This is a genomic window from Paraburkholderia sp. GAS32, from assembly GCF_050434225.1.
Lineage (GTDB): Bacteria > Pseudomonadota > Gammaproteobacteria > Burkholderiales > Burkholderiaceae > Paraburkholderia > Paraburkholderia madseniana.
In genome coordinates, this window is the sequence record NZ_JBNPVS010000028.1 from 70176 (window position 1) to 94738 (window position 24563).

The 24563-nt window shown below is 60.9% G+C and carries 24 protein-coding genes; 12 read left to right on the forward strand and 12 right to left on the reverse strand.

The window, feature by feature from the left end; genetic code table 11:
* Positions 1 to 43 precede the first annotated feature (43 nt).
* Both P3T25_RS29320 and P3T25_RS29325 read right to left on the reverse strand, forming a co-directional pair.
* A complete protein-coding gene (locus P3T25_RS29320) occupies positions 44 to 784 on the reverse strand; it encodes a response regulator (RefSeq protein WP_429360339.1) in 741 nt (246 codons plus the stop codon).
* Between the two features lie 225 nt (positions 785 to 1009).
* Positions 1010 to 1792 (reverse strand): glucose 1-dehydrogenase, encoded by a 783-nt coding sequence (locus tag P3T25_RS29325; protein WP_429360341.1) that lies wholly within the window; start codon positions 1790 to 1792, stop codon positions 1010 to 1012.
* Between the two features lie 121 nt (positions 1793 to 1913).
* Between P3T25_RS29325 and P3T25_RS29330 the strand changes: the two genes are divergently transcribed.
* Positions 1914 to 2813, forward strand: coding sequence for a LysR substrate-binding domain-containing protein (locus P3T25_RS29330; protein ID WP_429360343.1), 900 nt, complete (start codon positions 1914 to 1916; stop codon positions 2811 to 2813).
* A 1-nt stretch (position 2814) separates the two neighbouring features.
* Here the strand turns inward: P3T25_RS29330 and P3T25_RS29335 are convergent, their stop codons facing one another.
* Positions 2815 to 3774: a LysR family transcriptional regulator gene (locus tag P3T25_RS29335; RefSeq protein ID WP_429360345.1), complete on the reverse strand. Its 960-nt coding sequence runs from the start codon at positions 3772 to 3774 to the stop codon at positions 2815 to 2817.
* A gap of 130 nt (positions 3775 to 3904) precedes the next feature.
* On the opposite strand from P3T25_RS29335, the gene P3T25_RS29340 reads away from it, so the two are divergent.
* A complete protein-coding gene (locus P3T25_RS29340) occupies positions 3905 to 5071 on the forward strand; it encodes a mandelate racemase/muconate lactonizing enzyme family protein (protein ID WP_429360347.1) in 1167 nt (388 codons plus the stop codon).
* A 4-nt stretch (positions 5072 to 5075) separates the two neighbouring features.
* On the opposite strand, the gene P3T25_RS29345 is transcribed toward P3T25_RS29340, so the two are convergent.
* On the reverse strand, positions 5076 to 5237 hold the full coding sequence (locus P3T25_RS29345; RefSeq protein ID WP_429360349.1) for a hypothetical protein: 162 nt from the start codon (positions 5235 to 5237) through the stop codon (positions 5076 to 5078).
* Between P3T25_RS29345 and dctA the strand changes: the two genes are divergently transcribed.
* Complete coding sequence (gene dctA / locus P3T25_RS29350) at positions 5236 to 6591, forward strand: C4-dicarboxylate transporter DctA (protein WP_429360351.1); 1356 nt, start codon at positions 5236 to 5238, stop codon at positions 6589 to 6591. The genes P3T25_RS29345 and dctA overlap by 2 nt on opposite strands.
* Before the next feature lie 472 nt (positions 6592 to 7063).
* Complete coding sequence (locus P3T25_RS29355; RefSeq protein ID WP_054033757.1) at positions 7064 to 7435, forward strand: hypothetical protein; 372 nt, start codon at positions 7064 to 7066, stop codon at positions 7433 to 7435.
* A 94-nt stretch (positions 7436 to 7529) separates the two neighbouring features.
* On the opposite strand, the gene P3T25_RS29360 is transcribed toward P3T25_RS29355, so the two are convergent.
* Together P3T25_RS29360 and P3T25_RS29365 are read right to left on the reverse strand one after the other, a co-directional pair.
* Positions 7530 to 7931 (reverse strand): hypothetical protein, encoded by a 402-nt coding sequence (locus P3T25_RS29360; RefSeq protein ID WP_154561132.1) that lies wholly within the window; start codon positions 7929 to 7931, stop codon positions 7530 to 7532.
* A 93-nt stretch (positions 7932 to 8024) separates the two neighbouring features.
* On the reverse strand, positions 8025 to 8795 hold the full coding sequence (locus P3T25_RS29365; RefSeq protein WP_429360353.1) for a CerR family C-terminal domain-containing protein: 771 nt from the start codon (positions 8793 to 8795) through the stop codon (positions 8025 to 8027).
* A gap of 109 nt (positions 8796 to 8904) precedes the next feature.
* Between P3T25_RS29365 and P3T25_RS29370 the strand changes: the two genes are divergently transcribed.
* From P3T25_RS29370 to P3T25_RS29380, 3 genes are read left to right on the forward strand one after another with little or no spacing between them, the layout of a single operon-like run.
* Positions 8905 to 10047, forward strand: a complete 1143-nt coding sequence (locus P3T25_RS29370; protein WP_266259809.1) for an HlyD family secretion protein — start codon at positions 8905 to 8907, stop codon at positions 10045 to 10047.
* Positions 10040 to 11650, forward strand: coding sequence for an MDR family MFS transporter (locus P3T25_RS29375; RefSeq protein WP_429360418.1), 1611 nt, complete (start codon positions 10040 to 10042; stop codon positions 11648 to 11650). The genes P3T25_RS29370 and P3T25_RS29375 overlap by 8 nt, the downstream gene beginning before the upstream one ends.
* Before the next feature lie 17 nt (positions 11651 to 11667).
* Complete coding sequence (locus P3T25_RS29380) at positions 11668 to 13137, forward strand: efflux transporter outer membrane subunit (protein WP_429360420.1); 1470 nt, start codon at positions 11668 to 11670, stop codon at positions 13135 to 13137.
* A 15-nt stretch (positions 13138 to 13152) separates the two neighbouring features.
* On the opposite strand, the gene P3T25_RS29385 is transcribed toward P3T25_RS29380, so the two are convergent.
* Positions 13153 to 14898, reverse strand: a complete 1746-nt coding sequence (locus tag P3T25_RS29385; protein ID WP_429360355.1) for a winged helix-turn-helix domain-containing tetratricopeptide repeat protein — start codon at positions 14896 to 14898, stop codon at positions 13153 to 13155.
* Positions 14899 to 14996: 98 nt separating this feature from the next.
* Between P3T25_RS29385 and P3T25_RS29390 the strand changes: the two genes are divergently transcribed.
* The gene (locus P3T25_RS29390) at positions 14997 to 15782 is read left to right on the forward strand and encodes an alpha/beta fold hydrolase (protein ID WP_429360357.1); all 786 of its coding nucleotides are present in this window, start codon (positions 14997 to 14999) and stop codon (positions 15780 to 15782) included.
* Positions 15783 to 15882: 100 nt separating this feature from the next.
* Here the strand turns inward: P3T25_RS29390 and P3T25_RS29395 are convergent, their stop codons facing one another.
* The gene (locus tag P3T25_RS29395; RefSeq protein WP_429360359.1) at positions 15883 to 17406 is read right to left on the reverse strand and encodes a PLP-dependent aminotransferase family protein; all 1524 of its coding nucleotides are present in this window, start codon (positions 17404 to 17406) and stop codon (positions 15883 to 15885) included.
* A gap of 140 nt (positions 17407 to 17546) precedes the next feature.
* Between P3T25_RS29395 and P3T25_RS29400 the strand changes: the two genes are divergently transcribed.
* Positions 17547 to 18209: an FMN-binding negative transcriptional regulator gene (locus P3T25_RS29400; protein ID WP_429360361.1), complete on the forward strand. Its 663-nt coding sequence runs from the start codon at positions 17547 to 17549 to the stop codon at positions 18207 to 18209.
* Between the two features lie 82 nt (positions 18210 to 18291).
* Here P3T25_RS29400 and P3T25_RS29405 read toward each other — a convergent pair whose 3' ends face one another.
* The gene (locus P3T25_RS29405) at positions 18292 to 18930 is read right to left on the reverse strand and encodes a TetR/AcrR family transcriptional regulator (protein WP_429360422.1); all 639 of its coding nucleotides are present in this window, start codon (positions 18928 to 18930) and stop codon (positions 18292 to 18294) included.
* Between the two features lie 228 nt (positions 18931 to 19158).
* On the opposite strand from P3T25_RS29405, the gene P3T25_RS29410 reads away from it, so the two are divergent.
* Positions 19159 to 19560, forward strand: a complete 402-nt coding sequence (locus tag P3T25_RS29410) for a nuclear transport factor 2 family protein (protein WP_429360363.1) — start codon at positions 19159 to 19161, stop codon at positions 19558 to 19560.
* Between the two features lie 48 nt (positions 19561 to 19608).
* Positions 19609 to 20364: an SDR family oxidoreductase gene (locus P3T25_RS29415; protein WP_429360365.1), complete on the forward strand. Its 756-nt coding sequence runs from the start codon at positions 19609 to 19611 to the stop codon at positions 20362 to 20364.
* Positions 20365 to 20482: 118 nt separating this feature from the next.
* Here P3T25_RS29415 and P3T25_RS29420 read toward each other — a convergent pair whose 3' ends face one another.
* Positions 20483 to 21400 carry a LysR family transcriptional regulator gene (locus tag P3T25_RS29420; protein ID WP_266240688.1) on the reverse strand — a complete coding sequence of 306 codons (918 nt, stop codon included), beginning with the start codon at positions 21398 to 21400 and terminating at the stop codon, positions 20483 to 20485.
* A gap of 139 nt (positions 21401 to 21539) precedes the next feature.
* Between P3T25_RS29420 and P3T25_RS29425 the strand changes: the two genes are divergently transcribed.
* Positions 21540 to 22304 carry an SDR family oxidoreductase gene (locus tag P3T25_RS29425; protein ID WP_429360368.1) on the forward strand — a complete coding sequence of 255 codons (765 nt, stop codon included), beginning with the start codon at positions 21540 to 21542 and terminating at the stop codon, positions 22302 to 22304.
* 70 nt (positions 22305 to 22374) lie between these two features.
* On the opposite strand, the gene P3T25_RS29430 is transcribed toward P3T25_RS29425, so the two are convergent.
* Positions 22375 to 23412, reverse strand: coding sequence for a methyl-accepting chemotaxis protein (locus P3T25_RS29430; RefSeq protein WP_301717647.1), 1038 nt, complete (start codon positions 23410 to 23412; stop codon positions 22375 to 22377).
* 218 nt (positions 23413 to 23630) lie between these two features.
* Positions 23631 to 24548, reverse strand: coding sequence for a cupin domain-containing protein (locus P3T25_RS29435; protein WP_429360370.1), 918 nt, complete (start codon positions 24546 to 24548; stop codon positions 23631 to 23633).
* Between the last annotated feature and the right edge of the window lie 15 nt (positions 24549 to 24563).

The window sequence follows — 24563 nt, forward strand, 5'->3', positions numbered from 1 at the left end:
GCGGTGCGCGCAAAGCCCAGCGGTTGTGGCGGCAGGACGGCGCTTATGAGGCCGCTGCGCTCAGTTTGTCGACGCTCGCTGCGAAGATGTAGCCGGCACCGCGTTCGGTCTTGATGTAGGCAGGATGCGATGGATCCTCTTCAATCTTGCGGCGCAGCCGGAGAATCTGGACATCGATCGACCGGTCGTACACGTCGTCGTAAAGCCGGCTCGCTTCGAGTAGCTGCTCGCGCGTGAGAATCCGGCCCGGAGAAGCGAGAAACGCGTTGAGCAGGCAGAACTCGCCATTGGTCAGCTCGACGCGCTTGCCGTCCGGCGATGTCAGCCGGCGCGTGCCGATATTCAGTTCCCATCCGGCGAAGCGGTACGCGCGCGCGTCGACCTGACGTCCTGTCAGCGACTGCGTGGCCGCTGTGCGCCGCAACACCGTGCGGATGCGAGCCAGCAGTTCGCGCGGGCTAAATGGTTTGGTCAGGTAGTCGTCGGCGCCGAGTTCGAGTGCCATGACGCGGTCGGCCTCGTCGAGGCGGCCTGATACAACGATGATGGGCAGCGATGACTGCTCGCGTAGCCGACGCGCGATTTTCATCCCATCCTCGCCCGGCATCCGCAGATCGAGGACGACCAGGTCGATCGCGTATTCCGCCAACGCGGCGGTCATTTCCTGGCCGTCGGCGGCGACGGTCACCTTTAAGTCGTTGTCCGTCAGATACTCGCAAATGAGATCGCGAATGGCTGGATCGTCGTCCACTGCAAGCACATGTGGAAGATTAGGCTCGCTCATCACCTGAAGCCTCGTTGCAAAGCGGGAACGCGGCGCTGTCGTGCTGCCACGTGCGGCGGACTAGCGATCGCCCGGCGGATGGCACATTATAGCGACGGATTGACGCGAGCACAGAACCCGTCGCGGACCGGGCCGAGCGATAGTCCGTCAGCATCACGAGCCCGTGCGTTAAAAATGGGTGCTGCCTGCTAAGGGCGAGCGGCCATCGATCCGGCGCTGAAAAAATCAGACTTGCACGCGTCCACCATCAACGAACAGTTCTATCCCGGTGATATAGCTGGCATCGTCGGAGGCGAGAAAGGAAACCGCCTTGGCGATTTCATCGGTGCTGCCGACACGGCCAAGCGGTGTCGTTTCGGCAACCTCCTTGCAATAGGCTTCGATCTGTTCGTCGGTCAGCTTGAGTTCGGTCTTGTACGCAGGCGTGACGACGACACCAGGCGCGACCACATTGACGCGGATGTCGCGACCTTTGAGATCCGATGCCCAAGTGCGTGCGAAGGAGCGCAATGCAGCCTTGGTGGCGGCGTAGACACCGAATGCCGGTACACCTTGTACCGATGTGATCGATCCTGTAATCACGATGGCGCTGCCGGCCCGCATGAGCGGCAATGCGCTCTGCACGGTTAGCAAGGTGCCTTTCACGTTGATGTCGAAGTACTTGTCGAATTGTGCTTCGGTGATCGCTCCAAGCGGGGTGAACTCTCCGCCGCCCGCATTGGCAAAGAGGATATCTATCCGTTGATGTTCCGCAGACACCGCGTCGACGACTCTCTTAAGGTCTGCGGCCGACGAAATGTCGCCGCGAATCGCGCGCGCCCCGTGCCCGATTTCAGATATCGCCGTGTCTAATTCCGCCTGGCGTCTACCGGTGATAAACACCGTTGCACCTTCGCGAGCGAGGCGCTTGGCGGTAGCGAGGCCGATTCCGGTGCTGCCGCCGGTTACGAGCGCCACCTTTCCCGCATGCTTGGTCGAATGGATGTTGTCGTAGAGGGACGTTGTCATTTCAGGACTCCTGGTTCATCTGTGGATTAATGAGCCCAGCTTAGTTTAAACACCCATGCAGATAAATATGTATATTATGGTTTGTCTATTCACATGAGTGGATAATCGACGAGGTAGATCCATGGACCATCTGCAGGCCATCCGTATTTTTGTTCGCGTTGTCGAGACAGGAGGCTTCGGGCGGGCTGCCCTTTCTCTGAATATGCCCAATGCCACGGCGAGCAAATGGGTCCAGTCACTGGAAGCGCATCTTGGCGTAAAACTTCTGGAGCGAAATACGCGGCGCGTCAGCGTGACGACCTATGGCGCTGCTTACTATGAGCGCACTCGGCAACTCCTCAGCGAACTCGATGACATTGAGGCTACGCTGGGTCGGGAGGAGGCGAGCCCGCGTGGAGTGCTGAGAGTCGATGCTGGCGGATCGACTGCAAGCGGCATTCTCATTCCCGCGTTGCCGACCTTTCTCGAGCGTTATCCGGACATACAGGTTCAACTAAGCGTCACTGACCGTACCGCGGATCTTGTCGCGGAAAACATAGACTGTGCAATTCGAAGTACAGCCGACGATCCGGATCTCGTGACGCATCCGATCGGGAAGCTTGCGTGGACCACATGTGCGAGTCCCGCGTATCTCGCGAAGTACGGCACACCGAAACATCCTCAGGAAATCGTGGATAACAACCTGCCTGTTGCGGGATATTTTTCCGCCAGTACGGGCGTGACGCAGCCCCTTATGTTTTGCAGGGACGAGGAGACGATCACGCTTGGCCGCGTACGCAATGACGTTCTTGTCAGCGAGAGCAATTCACACATTGCAACTGCACTGGCCGGTTTGGGGATCGTCCACACGTTGGACTTCATGGCTCGCCCGTTCATCAAGCAGAAGAAACTTGTACCCATTCTCACACGATGGCGGCCGGATCCGCTTGAGGTCTATATCGCGTATCCGCCTAGCCGACGATATAGCACCAAGGTGAGGGTGTTTGCGGATTGGGCCGCTGCATTGTTCGCGTCTGCGTGACTTATGACTTGCGGCCCGCTTTCTTTTTTTGATCGTAGATCGAAGCACCAGTTTCGACCGGTATAAACGGCGCTTGAAAGCGATCGATCAGAAAGTCAATGAATGCGCGGGCGCGGGCCGTCTGGTTTCGCTGGCTCGGATAGTAGACGAAGAGGTCGGCTGAGGGCAGCACCGTTTCCGGCAAGACCAGTTTGAGCCGCCCACTTTGGACGTATTTCGCCAGATCCCATTCGGAACGAATCAATATCCCATGCCCGTCGAGTGCCCACCGCAGCACAATATCGCCGTCGTTGCTCGATAGCGCGCCTTTGACTTTCAACGCTTCGGTGTGGTCCCCCTGCATATACCGCCACACGCCATAGGCATCATCGTTCTGACGATGAATGATGCAACGGTGCCGAATGAGATCCTCTACGCGCTCCGGTGTCCCGAAACGCTCGAGGTATTTCGGGGAGGCGCAAAGAAAGCGACGATTGCTCATGATGCGCCGGGCGCTAAGCCGGCTGTCAGGGAGTTCGCCAAAACGAATCGCCATATCGAACGCCTCCTCCACCAGATCGATGGGCCGGTCGGTCACCTCAAACTGGATCTCCACGTTGGGAAAACGCTTCGCGAATTCGGACACAACCGGCGCGATGGTCGTGCGCCCGAAGCCGAGCGTCGCATTGACGCGTAGCAGTCCGTGGGGATCGGATCGAGCCCCCGATATCTCGTCCTCCATCTGCCGGACTTGCCCGACGATCTGTGTCGCGTAGCGCAGGTAAGTCTCGCCCTCGGGCGTCAGGCTGACACTCCGCGTTGTCCGGTTGACTAACCGCGCCCCCAGTCTTTGTTCCATCAGCCCCAGGCGTTTGGTCGCGGCCGGCGGGGTGAGATCGAGCGCCCGCGCCGCTCCCGACAGGCTTTTGAGTCTGGCGAGGAGGATGAAAAACTCGAAGTCGGATGCTGAGTCAGTCGTCACTTCAGTTGTTCACCAAAAGTAAAAAATGAAATGAATCCAAGTGAATTCTAATCCCTCCTTTCGCGGATAAGCTAGTTTCCATTGCAGCCGGACGCATGCAAAACGTGCCCAAAACTCAGGAGACACCGTCATGAGAATCGTTGAAATCCGCGAAAAAACTGTTCCGATCAGCTCCCCGATCCGGAATGCCTACATTGACTTCAGCAAGATGACGCTGAGTCTCGTCGCCGTGGTGACGGATGTCATCCGGGACGGAAAACCGGTCGTGGGTTATGGCTTCAATTCCAACGGCCGCTACGGCCAGGGCAAGCTGATGCGCGAGCGCTTCATTCCGCGCATTCTCGAAGCCGATCCCGCCACGCTCGTCAACGATGCCGGAGACAACCTCGATCCGCACAAGATCTGGGCGACCATGTTCACGAACGAAAAGCCGGGCGGTCACGGCGAGCGCTCGGTCGCGATCGGCACGATCGATATGGCGATCTGGGACGCGGTGGCGAAGATCGAAGGCAAGCCGCTGTTCCAGTTACTGGCCGACCGCTACGGCGATGGCCAGCCCGATCGCAAGATCTTCGTGTACGCGGCTGGCGGTTACTACTACCCAGGCCAGGACCACGAGAAGCTGAAAGACGAAATGCGCAGCTACATCGACCGAGGCTATACGATTGTGAAGAAGAAGATCGGCGGCGCTTCGCTCGATGAAGACCTGCGCCGCATCGACTCGATCCTGAGCGTACTCGGCGACGGTCAGAAACTCGCTGTCGATGCCAATGGCCGCTTCGACCTTGACACCGCGATCCAGTACGCGAAGGCGCTTTCCCAATACGACCTGTTCTGGTACGAAGAACCGGGCGACCCGCTCGACTACGAATTGCAGGCTACGCTGCGCAACTACTACGACAAGCCGATGGCGACTGGCGAAGACCTGTTCTCGATGCAAGACGCACGCAACCTGATCCGTTACGGCGGCATGCGTCCGGATCGCGACTGGTTGCAGTTCGACTGCGCGCTCAGCTATGGCCTGGTCGAGTATCTGCGCACGCTCGACATGCTGCGTCAACACGGCTGGTCGCCGAGCCGCTGTATTCCGCACGGCGGACACCAGATGTCGTTGAACATCGCGGCCGGACTCGGTCTGGGTGGCAATGAATCTTATCCGGACCTGTTCCAGCCTTATGGCGGCTTCCCCGACGGCGTGAAGGTGGAGAACGGCTTCATCACCATGCCCGATCTGCCCGGCATCGGCTTCGAAGGAAAAGCGGATCTTTTCGCCGAAATGCAAAAGCTGTCCGCATAAGCCCTCAAACGGCAAAACGCGCCGACAAAAGCGTCGGCGTAGCGTTCATAAAAATAGACAAAAGGAACGCACGCGAAATCAGTCCGTGCTCGCCGCAGCGGTAGATCCCGCTGCGGCGGCTGGTGCTGAATTTCATTAAAAGATGCCACGCATAGGAGACAGTCATGCGGGTTTCAAAGATCGGAAAATCTCTTTCCAAGCTCTACGTACAGGTTCTGATTGGCATTGTTGCCGGCGTCCTCGTCGGCCATTTCTATCCTGACATCGGTTCTCAGCTCAAACCTCTCGGAGATCTGTTCATCAAGCTGATCCGGATGCTGCTTGCGCCGATCATTTTCGCGTCTGTTGTCGTCGGCATTGCCCGCATGAACGACCTTCATGCGGCCGGTCGCGTTGGCGTCAAGGCGGTTGTTTACTTTGAAATTGCATCGACGATTGCGCTTGCTGTTGGCCTTGTAATCGTGAACGTCATCAAGCCGGGCAGTGGTATGAACATTGACCCCGCGCATATCGACAGTTCGGCCATTTCCAGCTACACCCATGCGGCACAGCAGCACGGCATGCTTGAGTTCTTCATGAGCATTGTTCCGAACAGCATTGTCGGAGCGTTCGCAAATGGAGATATCCTGCCCATCATCTTCTTTTCGCTTCTGCTCGCCATCTCTCTCGCCAGGCTTGGTCCCCGCACTGCGCCGGTCGTCGACATGCTCGACATGTTCCTTCAGGGCATGTTCGGCGTCGTGCGAATCGTGATGTATGTCGCGCCCATCGGTGCCTTTGGCGGCATGGCGTTTACCATCGCGAAGTACGGAATTGGCACGCTCGCATCGTTCGGCCAACTGATGCTGTGCCTCTACCTGACCTCGATCTTCTTCGTGGTCGTTGTGCTTGGTTTTGTCATGCGGATGAGCGGACTGTCGCTGTGGAAGTTTCTCCGCTACATCAAGGACGAGATCTTCATTACTCTCGGTACCGCTTCGACTGAAGCGGTGCTCCCGCAGATGCTCATCAAAATGGAGAAGCTGGGGTGTTCACGCCCCGTGGTCGGGATGGTGCTGCCTACGGGCTATACCTTTAACGCCGATGGCACGGCGATCTACCTGACCATGGCCTCAATGTTCGTTGCGCAAGCGATGAATATCCACTTGACGATCGGCGATCAGTTGCTGCTCCTCGGTGTGTTGCTGCTGACATCCAAAGGGTCTGCGGGTGTGGCCGGAGCCGGATTCGTCGCGCTGGCTGCCACGCTGGCCTCGATGCACAAAATCCCCGTGTCTGGACTGGTGCTGCTGCTAGGCGTCGATCGCTTCCTCAACGAAGCTCGTGCCGTCACGAACCTGATCGGCAACGGCGTAGCGACTATTGTCGTCGCTCGATGGGAGGGGGCGCTCGATATGAACAAGGCACGCGCGCTGCTCAACCGTACCGACATGAGCATCGATGCGTTGGAGTCCGCCGACGAGACGCCGGCGGATCGGACGCCTCCGAAAGACGCTGTTATTCGGCCCGACACGCATTGAATCGTCGAGGCAACTTGATGCTGAGCAGGTTCCTTCGCCGCGAGTAGCGCAACGCTGACGCAAGCACTCGTAGAAACACATCCTTGGCGTATGGCCGATCCATGCACGTCGTGCGATCTTCGCCCCCAAAACACCTCGGCGTGTTCCTACAAGCGCTTGCGGCAACCGTCTACGAAGAAACGCGAACAGCAAGACTGCGGAGACAGAGAGGGTGATCCCGGCCGAATCATGTAGCCCCTCGCTCTGTGACCTCGAGATTCTGTTATCGACGGTATAACGAATTTATAAAACCGAGGGGTGTGTACCGTAAATTCAGCATATCTAAGCGCACGTCTCGCCATTCCACTCGACCCACATACCTTCTTTATCAAGAAGCCCGTGCTTTATACAACGGCTTTAGATACAGCTCGATATCATCGCTCCGCTTGACGCCGCTGCTTCACAGCCAGGCGTCATTCTTCGGAGAAAAATCATGTTTGAAATTGGAAAAGAGTATTCCCGGGAAGACATCCACAGGGTGACGGGAGGATGCAAGCAGGCATTCTTGCCTACGAAGGGCGGCAAGGTCGTCGCTGCGCGATTGCGTCAGGACCTCAACCCCTATGCGCCGGATGTGATCGTCTGCGATAGCAGCGCCGCTGCACGTGCAGCCGGCCGGACGCTCGCGCGACAGACCGAGCCGCTTCCTGTTTTTGTCCGAACAGCAACGGACCGCTTCCGTTACATGGGCGAGTACGTCACCGATGAATCGTTCACTGCTCCGCTCGACTACGCCAAATACGTGCAGAACACCGGATTTACGCTGGGTCAGATTTCGCGCGTGATCAAGATGAAACGCCGTTGATCACAACGGCGTCTTCGAGTCGTAATCGTCCCTTCGCCGGCGGGGTTGTTGCTCGCACCCAACCGGCGATCATCAATGACGCGCTAGACAGCACTCACTCCTCGCACTTCACATCCTGCCGTCGCACAACGATGATCACGGGGTAGGTCCCGTGCTCGAGTTCCACGCGCGCAACCACGGCTATCGTCGCGTTGTCGACGTCGTCATACACGCTGACTTTTTCATTCCGAAGGTATGTCACGCCGGTACAGGCCGACGCGCGACCTTCGTCGGAGACCTTGCATTGAATCGGGTTGTCAGCAACGTAGCGATATTTGTCCCGGTCGGGGGTCGCAAGGTATTCACGAAAGCTCTGCGCCGATCCACCGACGCCGGTGAGATACCCGATGGCACACTGCAGTTTGGGCGCGTCGCTGCCACCGGATGTCTGGGCGGTCGCGATCGTGCTTGCGGTTGCAATGACCGCGGCGAGTGTCAATGCAAGGGGATATCTCATGGCGCAAATTACCGTTGTCGGTTCGAAGTGCTGGATTGTAATGGCATCTTGCCCAACAGGTCCGAAAGCGTTGATGCGTGCGCCGGCGTGAGATCACTGCTGCTTGCGCGGCTTTCCTTTACCCGTGGTTTGCGTGGTTTGCGCGGGGGGTGTGAGCCCCTCGTCACGTTCCCGGCTCCAATGCTCGAGCAGCGTGCGAGTCTGATCGCGGACGGTCGACGTGAGCAGTTCCGCCTTCTCGGCGTCAATGCTCTTCCAGCCGAGCATCGACAGCTTGGACGGATGCGCGAGGTGAAAAATGACCAGTTGCCCATGCAGGCTGAAGGTGCGGATCAAGATGACCGGATCGTCGGCTGCACGCCCGGAAATTCGCGCCACTAGCGCCACGCTGACGTCGTTGAGCGGCTGGCGGATCCGGCAGCCGAAAATCTGCATGGCACTTTGAGGTTCGTGTCCCGCCTGTTCGCGCGCGAAGAACATCCGCCGGCCGGGCTTGCTTGCCTTGACGAAAGCGCCGTGCGCGATCGCTGTCTGAATACCGATGAAGGCGTCGATCAACGCCGGCGTGTCGGCGTTTTCGCGCAGCGCTTCCTGCGCGTGTTCGATGGCCGGGCCGAATGTCTCCCATGCGTCGTCGGCGAGCATCTCGACACATGCGCGATACACCCCTTCCTTATTCTCGAAGTAGTACTGGAGCGCGGGCGCGTTGACGCCGGCGCGGGCCGCGATGTCGCGTGTCGACGCGCCCTCGAAACCATGTTCGCCGAACTGTTCGATCGCCGCCTCGATGATCCGGTGCCGCGTTTCGTCGCCGCGTGCATAGCCGCCCTCCGGCGAGCGGCGCAGCTTCTTTGCGGTGCTCATGCCTCTTTCTCCATTACGCGTATTGCGGGAATTCGTAAGAAATATATCACTTGACACAATTTGATCAACTGGAATAATTGTGCCACGTGGAAACAATTGGACCGATACGATGTCAGCGACCGCAGGCTCTCCCTCCCGCCCGATACCCGCCAATGATTCGCCCGCAGCAGGCGCGAGGCGTCCCAGCCGGCGCACGGTGCTGATCGCGCTCGGCGTCGTCGCGCTGATCGTCGGCGCCGTCTGGCTCGCCCGCTGGTGGACCGTGGGCCGCTTCATCGAAAGCACCGACGACGCCTATCTGCAGGCCGACAGCGTCACCGTGGCGCCCAAGATCGCCGGCTACGTTACGGAAGTTTACGTCGCGGACAACCAGGTCGTGAAGCCTGGTGATCCGCTTGTCCATCTCGACGCCCGCCAGTATCAGGTCGCGCTCGACCAGGCGCGGGCCACGATCGATGCGCGCAAGGCCGACATCGAACGCGCGCAGGCCGACATCAAACAGCAGCAATCCAACATTGCGCAGGCCCAGGCGCAGCAACAGGTGGCGCGCGTGAGCGCGCAGCATGCGAGTGACGAAGTGCGCCGCTACGCGCCGCTCGTCGCCACCGGCGCTGAAAGCAGCGAACGGTTGGCGGAATTGACCAGTAGCCGCGATCAGGCGAATGCCACGCTCGCCGCGAATGCGGCGGCGGTCGAGGCAGCACGCTCGCAGATTGGTTCGGCCACCGCGCAGCTCGCGCAGGCGCGCGCGCAGCTCGAAGCCGCCCAGGCCAGCGCGCAGCAATCGCAACTCGATCTCGACAACACCGTGGTGCGCAGTGTCCTCGGCGGCAAGGTCGGCGATCGCACCGTGCGTGTGGGTCAGTACGTGCAACCCGGCACGCGGATGCTCACGGTCGTGCCGGTCCAAAGTACCTATTTGCTGGCGAACTTCAAGGAAACGCAGGTGGGCGGGATGCGCATCGGTCAGCCTGTGGAAATGCACGTCGACGCGTTGCCCGGTCATACGCTGCACGGCGTGATCGACAGTTTCTCGCCCGGCACGGGCTCGCAATTCGCGCTGCTGCCGCCGGAAAATGCCACCGGCAACTTCACCAAGATCGTGCAGCGGGTGCCCGTGCGGATTCGGATCGACACGGGCACGGAGACGCGCAGCGTGCTCTTGCCGGGGCTGTCGGTGACCGTGGATGTCGACACGCGTTCAGCGCGTGATCGTGACGCACGCATCGATAGCGAGAACCATCGTGGCTGAATCGGGAACCGCAACTCCCGCCTCCGCGGCGCTAGCCGCACCGCGTGGGGAAGAGCGTGCCAGCGTCGGCGACTGGATCGCCGTCGCCGCAGGCGCGCTCGGTGCCCTGATGGCGACGCTCGACATCTCGATCACGAACTCCGCGCTGCCGCAGATCCAGGGCGAAATCGGCGCCACCGGTACGGAAGGCACCTGGATTTCGACTGGCTATCTGATGTCGGAAATCGTGATGATTCCGCTGGCGGCATGGCTTACGCGCGTGTTCGGCCTGCGCAATTTCCTGCTGACGAATTCGGCACTTTTCATTGCGTTCTCGATGATGTGCGGCTGGTCACACACGTTGCCCATGATGATCGCCGGTCGCATCGGCCAGGGCTTCACGGGTGGCGCGCTGATTCCGACGGCGCAGACCATCATCCGCACGCGCCTGCCGCTATCGCAGATGCCGGTCGGCATGACCATGTTCGGCTTGATCGTGTTGCTCGGGCCGCTGCTTGGACCGGTTGTCGGTGGCTGGCTCGCGGAGAACATTAGCTGGAGCTGGTGCTTCTTCATGAATCTGCCGATCTGCCTTGCGCTGATGACCCTGTTGATCGTTGGCCTGCCGTCAGACCGGCCGCACTGGGAGGCGTTTTTCAAGGCGGACTGGCTCGGCATCGTGGGTCTCGCGATCGGCCTCAGTTCGCTCACGGTCGTGCTCGAGGAAGGTCAGCGCGAGCGTTGGTTCGAATCGTCGATGATCGTGATGCTCACCTGCGTGTCGGTCTTCGGCATGATCCTGATCGCCGCCTCGCAAATGACCGCGAAGAAGCCGATCGTGCGCCTGAGTCTGATGCGCAACCCGAATTACGCCAGCGTGATCGTGATCGTGTCCGCGGTCGGCGCAGCGCTCTATGGCGTGTCGTATCTGCTGCCGCAGTTTCTCGGGGTGGTCGCGGGCTACAACGCCGAACAGTCCGGCGCGATCATGCTGCTTTCCGGGCTGCCCGCTTTCATGATCATGCCGATCCTGCCGCGGCTGCTTGGCAAAGTCGACTTCCGCGTGCTGGTGATCACCGGGCTGGTGTTGTACGCGATCAGTTGCATGATCGACATTGAGTTGACGGCACAGAGCGTCGGGCACGATTTCATCTGGTCGCAACTGATACGCGGCACCGCACAGATGCTCGCGATGATGCCGCTCAATCAGGCGTCGATGGCGGCCGTGTCGCGCGAAGATTCCGGCGACGCCGCCGGTCTCTACAACATGGCGCGCAACCTCGGCGGGTCGATCGGCCTTGCGATCATCGGTACCGTGATCGACCGGCGCACGACCTTTCATACCGCGATAATCCGCGAGTCCGTCAGTGCAAATTCGCTGATCGGCCAGGAGAGCCTGGCGGCGAACGCAGCGAACTGGTTCGCCCATACGGGCGACATGGCGTACTCGCAGATGCGCGCGCTCGGGCAACTCGGCGCGCAGATCCAGCAGCAGGCCATCGTGATGACCTATTCGGAAACCTTCTATCTGCTCGGCATCGCGCTGATCGCCTGCATTCCGCTTGCGCTGCTTCTGAAAACACCCAGCCGGAACGCACCGCCGCCTTCTTCCGCCGGACACTAATGTCTTTTCATCACACCATGATGTTTAACCGTCCCTCGTCTATCGCGCTGGCCGCCGCCGTGCTTCTGTCCGCTTTGTCGGGTTGCACGGTCGGCCCGGATTATCACGGCGCACCGCCGGTTGCGCAGGACGCCCGCAGCAGCGCGACCTTCGTGCGTGCGCCAGCCTCCGGTACGACGGCGACGCCCGCGCCGAACCAGTGGTGGCTCGTATTCAACGATCCGCAGTTGAACGATCTCATCGCCGCCGCCTTTGCACATAGTCCCGACGTGCATATTGCGCAGGCCCGGTTACGGGAATCGCGTTCGCAACTGCAGACGCAACGTACGAACGAATTGCCGAAAATCTCTGGCGATGCTGCCGCGCTGCGCTTGCGCTCGCCTGATCTGAGTTCGCTCAGCTCCGGAAGCTCGTCAGGCAGCAGTACAGCGTCGTCGGGTCGCGGCCCGTTGCAGCTCTATACCGCGGGCTTCGACGCTACGTGGGAAATCGATCTGTTTGGCGGCACGCGGCGCGCCATCGAAGCGGCGTCCGCAGATGCGGACGCCGTCGACGCCGATCTCGCGGACACCCAGGTGTCGCTCGCGGCAGAAGTTGCGCAGGCCTACATCGAACTGCGCGACCAGCAGACGCGGCTTGAACTCGCGCAGCGTCAGGCAGAGACCGAACAGAAGATGTTGACGCTCACGCAGCAGCGCCGGGAGCGCGGCACGGCAGCAGACATCGATGTGGAACGCCTGACCACGCAGGTTGAAAACACGCGCGCGACGTTGATTCCGCTTGACGCGCAACTGACCGATTCGCTCGACCGCCTCGCCGTGCTGACCGGCCGTGAGCCCGGCGCGCTGGACCAACAGCTCGCGGGCACGCGGCCGCTGCCGGCGTTGCCAGGGACGGTGGCGATCGGCGATCCGTCGGTGATGTTGCAGCAGCGTCCCGACATTCGTGCAGCGGAGCGGCGGCTTGCGTCGAGCAATGCGCAGATTGGCGAACACATCGCGGATTTTTTCCCGAAGGTGACGTTGCTCGGTGATATCGGCTTCAGCGCGGGTGATCCGGGTCACCTCGTGCGCAAGAGCAATTTCAGCTGGATTGCCGCGCCGTATCTGCAATGGAACGCGTTCGATTTTGGTCGCACACTGGGCAGCGTGCACGCTGCCGAGGCATCGCGTGACGAAGCCGAGGCGCGTTATACGAAGGCCGTGCTCGGCGCGCTGCAGGACGCGAACTCGTCGCTCTCGCGCTATGGGCATCAGCGCGAGCATGTCGTCACGTTGCAAAAGGTGGAAACATCAGCAAGCCACTCGGCCACGCTGATGCGGCAGCGCTATTCCGCCGGTGTCGCCACGCTGATCGATCTGCTTGACACGCAGCGCGAAGAATTCACCTCGCAGCAGAGTGTCGTCGCGGGACAGGCCGAGTTGCTCAAGGACTTTGTGTCGCTGCAGAAAAGTCTCGGTATCGGCTGGCAAGCGCAGCAAGGCTAGCGGGCGGACGCTGTCTCAGGGGGCCGTGTTGGCGGAGGTAAGCAATCCGGCTCTGTCCAGACCCTTCGTGATGCGGGCCAGATCATCCGGATTCCTGAATGGCATGCGAGCGAGGAGGTCGACGAACGAGTAGGCCGGGTTGATGGCGATGAGTTCGTCCCAGACGCTACGCGCTTCGTCGAGATAGCCAAGGTTCCCAAGTGCCGAAGCGAGATAGGCCCGGCTCATGTCTGTCTGGGGAACAAGCAGAATGCGCTCCCGCAGGATCGCTACGGCTGTGTCATAGTCGCCGGCAACGATATGGGCCACGCCGAGATGGTGCAGATAGCCCTGGGTGAAAAAAGGATCGAGCCGCATGGCCCGCTCCAGATCGCGAATCGCCACCCGCGGTTGCCCCGAATAGATGTTCAGCGTTGCCCGGAGAGACAGTGCCGGGGCGAAGTTCGGATTGAGCGAGAGCGCTTCGTTGACTTCGAGAGCCCAGCGGCTAAAGTCTTTCCGGTACATTGCGACCAATGCGGCCACGCCGTGCGCAAAGGGCTCGCCTGAATCGCGCTCGATCGCTTTGTCGACCAGCTCGTCGGCTTCCGCAAGCGAGCGTTCGGGGTCGTCAGTCCAACGGTTGTAATAGGCCTGGGCGAGGGCCATGCTTAGCGCCGCGTAGGGGGCCGGATAGTCGGGATCGAGCGCGATCGCCTGCCGGAACAGGTCGCTCGTTCGCTCGAAGACGGCAACATTCTGCGTCGCGCCCCGCTGCATCGCCCGGCCTCGCAGGAAGCACTGGTAGGCTTCCATATGCGTCGTTCCGCCGGATGCAACACCAGGACCAGGGCATAGGGCGACCTCAACCGGGCGCAATGCGGCGCTAAGCTCAGCAACGATCTTTCGAGCGACCTCGTCCTGTACCGCGAACATGTCATGCAGTTCCCGGTCGTATCGTTCGGCCCACAAATGGCAACCGCTCACCCCATCATTCAATTGTGCGACCACACGGATGCGGTCGCCGCTTTTCGGAATACTCCCTTCGACGACGTAGTGGACGCCGAGCTCGCTTGCGATGCGCCGCACATCCATGGGCATGCCCTTGTAGGCAAAGCTGGAGCTTCGGGCGATCACAATCAGACCCGGAATCTTCGATAACGTCGTGATGATCTCGTCCGCCAGCCCGTCGGCGAAGAAGTCCTGATCGGGATCGTTGCTGAGATTGGTGAACGGGAGGATCGCCAGCGATGGCTTGGGTGAAGGCTGGTCGACATCTTCTTCGGACGTAGTAATCGAGTCCTTAAAACAATATCCAATGCGCGGAATGGTGGTGATCCACGCCTCGCCATCGGGCGCGAGGCCAACTGCCTTTCGCAGTAGGGCGATCTGAACCGAAAGATTGCTCTCCTCGACAGCAGTCCCAGGCCAGGCCGCGTCCATGAGCTCCGCTTTGGTGACGATCTCGCCCTGCCGGTTGAGCAGAGCGGCCAACAGCAGGATGCCTCGGCGCCCAAGCGCCACGCGCTCCCCCTTCCGCTGCAGCGTCCCATTGTCGAGATTAAGTAAGAACGGACCGAAGGTGTGACGCTGTCTCTGCATAGGATTCCGCATTGCAACGGATTTGGGAATTATTCGGACTTTATTCGGCAACCCTTCAATACGCCAGCGCGTGCTGTCGCAATACTGCTCTACGCTGCGGCCCCTTGGTTCAAGGTTGGCCGCCGCGGAAAAATGGCCGCCGCACAAAAGGAGGGGCAGACGAAACAACAATCCTACCATCGCCCGCACCCTCGAAATCTGGCCATGCGATTCACCTTGGACAGCGGTAACGCCCGACGAGCACACACCTCCATCACACTTTACAAATGAGGTATCAGATGCGACCCAATTCTTTCCCCTCCTGGCGCTCCATTCTTGGCATGCTGGGTTTTACGTCGCTGACTATCGGCGTCATGGTGCCAAGCCCTGCCTTTGCCGAGCGCGTCAACAACGTCGTGCTGGTCCACGGCGGCTTCGTCGACGGTGGTGGGTGGGAAGCGGTATACAAGCTGCTGAAGGCCAAGGGCTTCAATGTCAGCATCGTTCAAAACTCCACGACGTCACTTGCCAATGACGTGGCTGCGACGAAAGCCGTGGTGGACGCGCAGGAAGGCCCGGTGGTCCTCGTAGGGCATTCGTACGGAGGAGCGGTGATCTCGGAGGCCGGCAACGACCCCAAAGTCTCGCGCCTGGTCTACATCGCGGCGTTCGCCCCGGACAACGGCGAATCGGTTAAAACACTGACGTCCAATCCGCCTCCTGGTGCTGCGATTCCGCCGATCCTGCCGCCGGTAAATGGCTTCCTGATGCTGGACAAGACGAAGTTCGTCGCGTCCTTCGCCGGCGACGTGAAAGCCGAACGCGCTTCTTTCCTGGCGAATGCCCAGGTGCCGTGGGGCGTGGACGCCTACATGGGTGAAGTCACCTCGGCTGCCTGGCATACGAAGCCGAGTTGGTACCTGGTCACCAAGGACGACAGGATGATTCCCCCGGACGCTCAACGCGCGATGTCTAGGCGCGCCGGTGCCACGGTAGTCGAAACGCCGGGCAGCCATGCCATCTATGAGTCGAGGCCTGCTGCTGTCGCGGCCCTCATCGAGCAGGCCGCTGCTTCGAAAAACTAGCCACCGCGCAAAGCGCACAACGCCCTTCGAGCTGAGCCTTGAAGGGCGTTGTGCCAAGCGTGTCTTACAGGTCGCGTCCACGCCAAGCGTTCCGGCGCGATCATCCGGTCCTCGCCTTTCTCCCCTGCGGATTCGCACGGCGTGCCGCTTTGGCCGCAGCTTCAATACTCGTGGCGAGACGTTGAGTGGCAATTTCAATTTCGGCGTCGCTGAAACCGCCGAGACCCAGTATCAAACCCATCGGGCCTTTTCCTTCGGAATACATGGGTGACACCGCTCGTACTGCAACGCCACTTTCGGCCGCTAACGACGCCACTAACCTGTCGTCGACGCCCCCTCCAAGCCAGAGCACGAGGTGCATGCCCTGATCGCTCGGCTGCAACCAGGCGACCTCTTTCGGCAGCAGTCGCTCGAGCGTCTCGATGATGCACGCGCGGCGGTCCGCATAGACGCCACGAATACGCCGGATGTGACGATCCAGATGGCCTTCCGCGATGAAGGCCGCCAGTACATGCTGATCTGCGTTTGGGGGATTGCGGTCCATGAGCACGCGCGCGCCGCAGAAGGCCTCCACGAGGTTCTCCGGGACAACGGCATAGCCGAGCCGCAATGACGGAAACAGGATCTTGCTAAAGGTGCCGAGATAGACCACCCGGTTAGGGTCCAGCCCCTGGAGCGACGGAAACGGATGTCCCGCATAACGCAATTCGCTGTCGTAGTCGTCTTCGACCACCCAGGCGTTGTTCGCGCGGGCCCACGCCAACAGCGCGTTGCGTCTCGCCATGCTCAATGGCATTCCCAGCGGATACTGGTGCGACGATGTGACGAACGCCACCCGCGCGTGCGGGCCCAGCTTGATACCCTCATCGACGTTGAGGCCCTCCGCGTCGACAGGCACCCGGATCATGCGCTCCGGGCGACCGGTGCTTTCCAGAATGGCCGTAATGCCCCTATACGCCGGGTCCTCTACCCACGCCGACGCGTCGCCGTCGAGCAGCACCTGGCATGACAGGTAAAGGCCTTGCTGTGTGCCGCTCGTGACGATCACCTGGTCCGCCTCGCAACGAACCGAGCGCGATTTCCTGACGTAGTCGGCCACCGCTTCGCGCAGCGCCAGCGCCCCTTGTGGGTCGCCATACCCAGCCGGAGCGCCGGGTCCGCGGGCGCGTAGCCGGTTGCCGAGCCGGCGCCAGACATCGTCCGGAGCGGCAGGGCCAATGGGTACCGAAACTGCGAAAGGTGCCTGCGGTACGGCAGAAAATTGACGTGCAACCTGGGCGAACAGACGGGCGCGTTCTGGAAGCGGGGCAGTTTCAACGGATGAGGACCGCGCTCGGGGATCGGCGGGGAGCGTCAACGATTGCGCCACGCGCGTGTCGGAGCCAGGCTGCGATTGCAGAAAGCCTTCGGCGATCAGTTGCTCGAATGCCTCGACGACGGTTCCCCGCGCAACATGCAACGACGCAGCTAAGGTGCGCGTGGAGGGGAGCACCTCGCCGGGTTTGAGGTCACCACGGCGAACGGCGTCGCGCAGTGCCTGCGCGAGCTGACGACCCAAATGGCCCGCGGCGCGATCCAGCATGCCGATCGACGGAACTTCCACCGCTTTCGGTTTGCGAGCCATGGCTTTCTGGTCCAAAGAAAATGATCCAAACTGGTTCTACAATATAAACCAGTTTGCCGCCACAATTCTTTGCAGGCCTGCCGCACCGGCGTTGCCTGCAATGAGGGTTAGCGCATCGCTGCACTCATCACGGAGCCCCTATGTACGTACCCACTCATTTTGATGAACCGCGCACCGAGGTGCTGCACTCGCTGATCACAGAGAATCCGTTCGGCACGCTGTTCACGCATGGCAAAAGCGGTCTGGACGCCAACCACATTCCGTTTGATCTGAAAGCCGGCGAAGGCGCATGTGGTGTCCTTCATGCTCACGTGGCTCGCGCAAATCCGGTCTGGCAGGACGTGGCCAACGGGGACGAGGTACTGGTCGTGTTTCGCGCGGGCGACGCCTACATCTCGCCCACCTGGTATCCGAGCAAGCACGAGTTTCACAAGCAGGTGCCGACATGGAACTACAGGGTGGTCCACGCTCATGGCCGGGTGACCATCCGCGATGACGAACGCTATGTTCGAGGGCTGGTCGCCCGTCTCACGCGGACCCATGAAGCCTCCCAGCCCCAGCCGTGGAAGATGACGGACAGCGCCAGCGACTACATCGATACGATGCTCAAGGCGATCGTCGGAGTCGAGATCGAAATCACTCGGTTGGTCGGGAAGATCAAGCTCAGCCAGAACAAGGAGGTGCGGGATATACAAGGGGCCGGCGCTGCCCTCAACGAACGGGGAGAAAACGTGATCGGCGGAGCCATGCTTGAGTACGCCGCGATAAAGGCCGCCGCAAAAGCGGGCGATTCCCCCGCCTGACGCTCATGAAAAATCGCGACGAGCATGGAACAGCGGTGAGTCTCGGTAAAGCTCCATACACACCGCCGAACGACACATTGGGCTACCGTCGGCGCGAACGTCCCCGCGATTGAATTTCAGACTGCGTGTCCACCGCAGCGAGGAGATGCTGGCGACCCTCGTCAAGAATTTCATCTGCGAGCGCCGGATCAACGCCTGCAACAGCACGCGAAAGCAGCAGCGCACCGACCATCTGGCTGAACAAAGTGATCGCCTTGCTGCGGCCGCCTTCGCTGATCCCCTCGGTCTCTTCGATGACCTTGGCGAATCGGTCGAGGTTCACCGCGAGCCCCTCTGCGTAAGAGCCGCGCGCGACGTCGTCGAATCGGCGGGCATCGCCTACAAAACCCGACCAGGGGCAACCGGCCTCGATATTCGCGCGATGCTCCGGAGACAGGTACCACTCAATGTTGTACTTGACCGGGTCAGCGCCAGATGACCTCGCGCCGTCGATCAGGGCGGCATAAGCCTCTCCCCCTTCTTCCATCGCCTTTTCCATCACCGCGGCGACCAGCGCGTCTTTTGATTTGAAGTGGTTGTAGAAACCGCCCTGCGTAAAGCCCGCCGCTTTCATCAGCTCCGCGAGACCGACCGCATCGACGCCGCGCTCGCGAAACAGCTTCTCAGCCGCTGCCACGATCGCGTGCCGGTTTTCGACCGCCTGCTGCCTGGAAACACCCACTTTCCCTCCCTTTGGCCGATAGCGGCCCAATAAGACCCATCAAAAAATACAATGGTGATCGACATTGACATTGCTGGGGCGGGCACCCACAATCCATTTCAATGACAATGTCATTCACAATTGTCTTGAGTATAGCCTTCTTTACCTGTATGTCCAGGCAGCAGGAGGCACAACGGTTATGCGACGCGTGAGTGCGTCGTCACCTCACTCTTGAAAGAGGACCTCAACATGACGAAGACAACCCCTGAACAGAACAAGGCGCTCGTGCTGGAAGCATTCGAGACCCTGTTCAACAAGCGCGACTACGCGGCGGCTGAGCGCTTGTGGTCGGACCGCTACATTCAGCATAGCGCCCATATCGCGCCGGGACGCGACGGCCTGTTCAACCTGGTTCGCACGCTGCCCGACACCGCGCGCTATGAGAACCAGCTGATCGTGGCCGAGGGCGATTACGTCATCGCGCATGGCCGTTTCACTGGGATCGGCCGGCCCGCTGCGTGGATCGCAGCCGACGTCGTCCGCTTTGAAAACGGCAAGCTCGCCGAGCACTGGGACGTGCTTCAGGACGAAGCGACCCGGTCCGAATCCGTGAGCGGCTTGCCGATGTTCGGCGACCGCTTCCCTGCCTGACCACGCCAACCTCATCTACAGCAAATCAACTTCATCAGGAATACGATCATGAAACTCACCGGAAACACGATCTTCATCACGGGCGGCGGTTCGGGCATTGGCCGCGGGCTTGCCGAGGCGCTCCACAAGCGCGGCAACAAGGTCATCATCAGCGGCCGCCGGCGCGGCCACCTCGACGAGGTGGTGGCAGCGAATCCCGGCATGTCTGCAATCGAGCTCGACATTGCCGACCCGGCCAGCATCGAGAAGGTAGCGGCGCAACTGATCGCGGACTATCCCGACCTCAACGTGCTGATCAACAACGCCGGGATCATGGAGCCCGACCAGGCGGGCGGCCACATCGACGACGCGCTGCTGGTATCCACCATCACGACCAACCTCATCGGGCCGATCCGCATGACATCGGCGCTGCTCGATCATCTCAAGACCCGGAACGACGCTGTCGTCGCCTATACGAGCTCGGTCCTCGCTTTCGTTCCGTTGGCCGCGACGTCAGTGTATTCGTCGACCAAGGCGGCGCTGCATTCGTACGTTCTCTCGCAACGCTTCATGCTGCGGAACACGAAGGTTCGCGTGCTTGAGATCGCACCGCCCTGGGTGCGCACGGACCTCATGAATAGCCGAGAGGCCGAACAGGCGATGCCGCTTGACGCCTTCATCGACGAAACGATCGCTGTCCTCGGAACGGACGCGGAAGAAGTTCTGGTCGAAGGGGCGAAGGCGTTCCGCGCGAACCCGGGACCCGGTGAGCACGCCTTCGTCAATAGCTTTAATGCGCAGATGATGGAAGTGTTCGGTGGGTGATTGACTGCTTGCCGGATACGCATCGCAGGCACGTCGACGCGTATCCGGTGGCGGTAGCATCGAGGTTCAGGCGCGCCGGGCAGTGGCAAATCGTGAGCGGAGGCGGCGTGACACCCGCTTAGCCTCCGCTATCCCGATCCCACGGCGGCACGCCGCCGAACGCATCGACGAGGAAATCGACCACCGCGCGTATCTTGGCACTCAGATGCCGACGACTTGGGTACAAGGCGAGTACGTCGATGTCAGGCAAGCGATAGTCAGGCAACACCTGAACAAGCTTGCCGGCGCGCAGGTCGTTACCGATAAGAAAGGTGGGTTGCCAGATCACGCCTTGCCCGGCGAGCGCGGCCGCACGTGCCGTATCGCCATTGTTGGTATGCATGTGACAGTTGACCTTCACGGTGTGAGCCTTGTGCTCACTGTCCATCAGTTGCCACTCGTCGCCGGTGGCGGCGTACGAGTAGCCGATGCATTGATGCTCGATCAAGTCGGCGGGCGCTGCAGGGTATCCGCAACGCGCCAGGTAGTCTGGCGACGCACACAGGATATTTCTCGATGTCGCCAGCTTACGGGCTGCGTGGCTGGTCGAACCGGCGCGTGAGATGCGGATGGCGAGGTCGTAGCCTTCCTCGACGATATCGACGACGCGATCAATCAGCGCGACGTCGAGTTCCACGCCGGGATATTTCCGCATGAACTCAGGCCATAGCGGCGCCAGATGCAGAATGCCAAAGCTCACGGGCGCATTGATGCGCAGTCGGCCACGCGGTTCGACTGAGGCCGATGACACAAGCCCCTCCGTTTCGGCGACGTCGTCGAGGATAGATTTGCAGCGGGCGTAAAGGGTTTCGCCGCCCTCGGTCAGCGAAAGCCTGCGTGAGGTGCGATTCAGCAGACGTGTGCCGAGGTGCGCTTCCAGCTCATTCACGTAGCGGGTCACGTTGGCGGGCGATGTCTCGAGCGCATCGGCGGCGCGCGTGAAGCTGCCGCGGCTCACCACGGTCACGAAGACTTCATAAGCACGCAGCCGGTCCATGTCTTTTCCCGATCATTCATAAACACTGAATGATATACCCATGTTTTGAGCCTTCCTGCAATAGTGACTGAAGCCTATATTGCTTCTCACGGACCAAGGCACTGGGCACTGGTCAACACACTGCAGCAGGAGATTGAACATGCAACGCTTATCAGGAAAAGTCGCCATCGTGACCGGTGCAAGCGCGGGAATTGGCCGTGCCGCCGCAAAACTGTTCGCCGCGGAAGGCGCAAAAGTCGTGATCGCGGCGCGCCGCGAAGCTGAACTTGAAACGCTCGCGGCCGAGATTGCCAGCGAAGGCGGTGAGGCCGCGTTTCTGGCGGGCGACGTGCAGTCAGAGGACTTCGCGAAAGCGCTGGTCGCGCTCGCCGTCAGTCGCTTCGGCCGGCTCGACATCGCCTATAACAACGCCGGCACGCTGGGCGAAATGGGCCCGACCTCGGGCGTGTCGGAAGCCGGCTGGTCGGCTGCTTTGGCGACGAATCTGACGAGCGCCTTTTTGGGTGCGAAGCACCAGATCCCCGAGATGGTGAAGCACGGTAGTGGGTCGGTCATCTTCACGTCGACGTTCGTTGGCTACTCATTCGCCTTCCCGGGCACCGCGGCATACGCTGCGAGCAAGGCCGGCTTGATTGGGCTGACGCAAGCGCTTGCTGCCGAATATGGCCCGCAAGGTGTGCGCGTCAACGCCATTCTGCCTGGTGCCGTGGACACACCGATGTATCGCGACATGAACGACACCGCCGAGTCGCAAGCCTTCGTGACCGGGTTGCATGCGCTCAAGCGCGTCGCACGGCCGGAAGAACTCGCCCGTTCGGTGCTTTATCTCGCGTCCGATGACTCGTCCTTCGTGACCGGTACTGCTTCGCTGGTCGATGGCGGCGCATCGATTACGCGTACGTGAATCTCTTGATGGCGTCCGGTGTTCGGGACGCCTTGTTTGAAGAGATCACGAGGCGGTCAAGGCAACTGACTTAAGCCGGAGGCGACTGCACGATCACGCCGTACCACCCCAGGCCGCGATAACTTTCATAGCCTGGGGTGGCGGCGAACGACACGGTGCGGCCGTCAGTCAGTTGATAAAAACCTGCTGGACGGCCGTCGGTATTCAGACGGAACTGTTCGTCGAGCACGCCTTTGTCGTCCGAGCTCGCAATCACGCGGTGCGACGCGCTGACGATCATGCAGCGCGTGCGCCGCCATTCTTCCGCCGTGAGCCGCACGCCTTTAACGACTGCCGACGCTTGCGGCGCCCAATCGAAAAAGATCACCAGCGCACCAAGCGGCTTGCCGTCGACCGCGCCGTTTTCGCGGATCGCTGTCGCATAGGTTGCGACGTGCGCGTGTTTCAGAAGCGGCAGCGCCTCGATATCGCCCGCAACAAAGTCCGCGCCGGAAGGCGTCTTCATTGCATCGCGAAACCAGCTGGCGTCGGCGACATTGCGATCGTGCACCGCATACGTATCGGGCCGGCCGTTCGCGACCACATTGCCCGCGGCGTCGATGATCCATAAATCGCGGTACACGGTATAGCTATCGAGAATCACCGACAGACGGCGCGACGCATACGCCCGCGCTTCGGCACTCTGATGGGCGAGGCAGTCGACCACCGCGGAGTCGGTGGCCCACCAGCGCACGTCACATGAGCGTTCGTACAGATTGCGGTCGATCACGTCGATCATGTTCAGCGCGAGATCGGCGCAACGCTGGCCTTCGTGCGAGCGCAGCCGTTCGATCATGCTGTCGCCGAGATCGGTCAGCTTGGTCAGCGAGCCGGCGAGTTCGCGATTGAGCACCGTGGTGATTTCGCCGATCCGCGCGGACACGTGCTTGACCTGGTTTGCCACGACCGCGAAGCCACGGCCCGCATTGCCCGCACGTGCCGCTTCGATCAATGCGTTGAGTGCGAGGAAGGTGGTCTCGCGATTGATGTCGTTGATATCGGAAATTTTCCCCGTCGCGAGCTTCTTGACGTGATGCGTCAGTTCGACGATTTCGAGCGGATTCGACATGGCCTGGTCCCGGTGGCGTGGAAATGTTGTGGCTACATAAAAGCAAGCATTGGGCCGGGTTGATTCCATGGGCTTCGTGTGCGCTGTCGTGCACACCGCAAACGTTTGGTGATGATGTCATGGTGCAGGCATGATTTGCGATGACCGGCGGCGCACCCGCTACGTGCATTACCGTGAGAGACGGCATAGGCAGGCAGCACTCGTTTGTCGACGGACTATCAAGTGGTTTGTGCGGGTGTCTGAAACTCCCGCGCATACCGCGTTGGAGGCAATCCGACAAAGCGGGTGAACGCCACGCTGAACGCGCTTGCGGAGCTGTAGCCGACGCGTTCCGCAACTTCGGCGACGCCACCCTCTTTCTGCCGCAGCAGCTTCTTGGCCAAGGCCATACGCCAGCCGAGCAGATACTCCATCGGCGCCACCCCCACTGCGCGGTTGAATCGTTCGAAGAACGCCGAGCGGGAGAGGGAGGCCTCTTTCGCCAACTGCGCAACCGCCCACGGACGGGTCGGATTTTCGTGCATTCGTCGTATCGCGACTGCGAGGCGTTCGTCGGCAAGCCCGCGCAGGAGGCCCGGCGACGCGGCGGTCCCCGCCGTGGATCGGAGGGCTTCGATGAGGAGAACTTCCAGCAGGCGTGCCAGGACGACATCGCGCGCGGGCCGCTGCTCGCGCGATTCTTCGCCCACGAGCTGCACGAGGGTGGCCAACCTCTTCTCGCCGCGAACGTGCACGAGTTGCGGGAGAAGCGAAACCAGCAAGGCCGCATCAGGCGAACCAAAGACGCAATAGCCAATCAGCGATCGAACATCAGGCGGCCCGCTTTGAACGCCGAGTCTGAACCCGCCTTGAGGCAGCGCGACGGGCGCGGTGTCGAAGTCTTCCGGTGTCGCCGGGTCGAGACTCGACATCGAGAAGCCATACGCTGAGGGAATCAGCACAAAGTCACCCTCCTGGAGGGTGATTGGCTCGTGCCCGTCGACCGCGAGACGGCACGACCCTTCAAGGATCACACAGTAGAAGGGCCGCCCGGCCTCCGAGCGGCGAACGCCCCAGGGGCCTGCGCCGCTGACGAATTTCGAGAACGGGGCGCCCGGTTGGAGCAACGTGACCACCTCGGCAAGCGGATCAACCATGCCGGACTCCTGCAA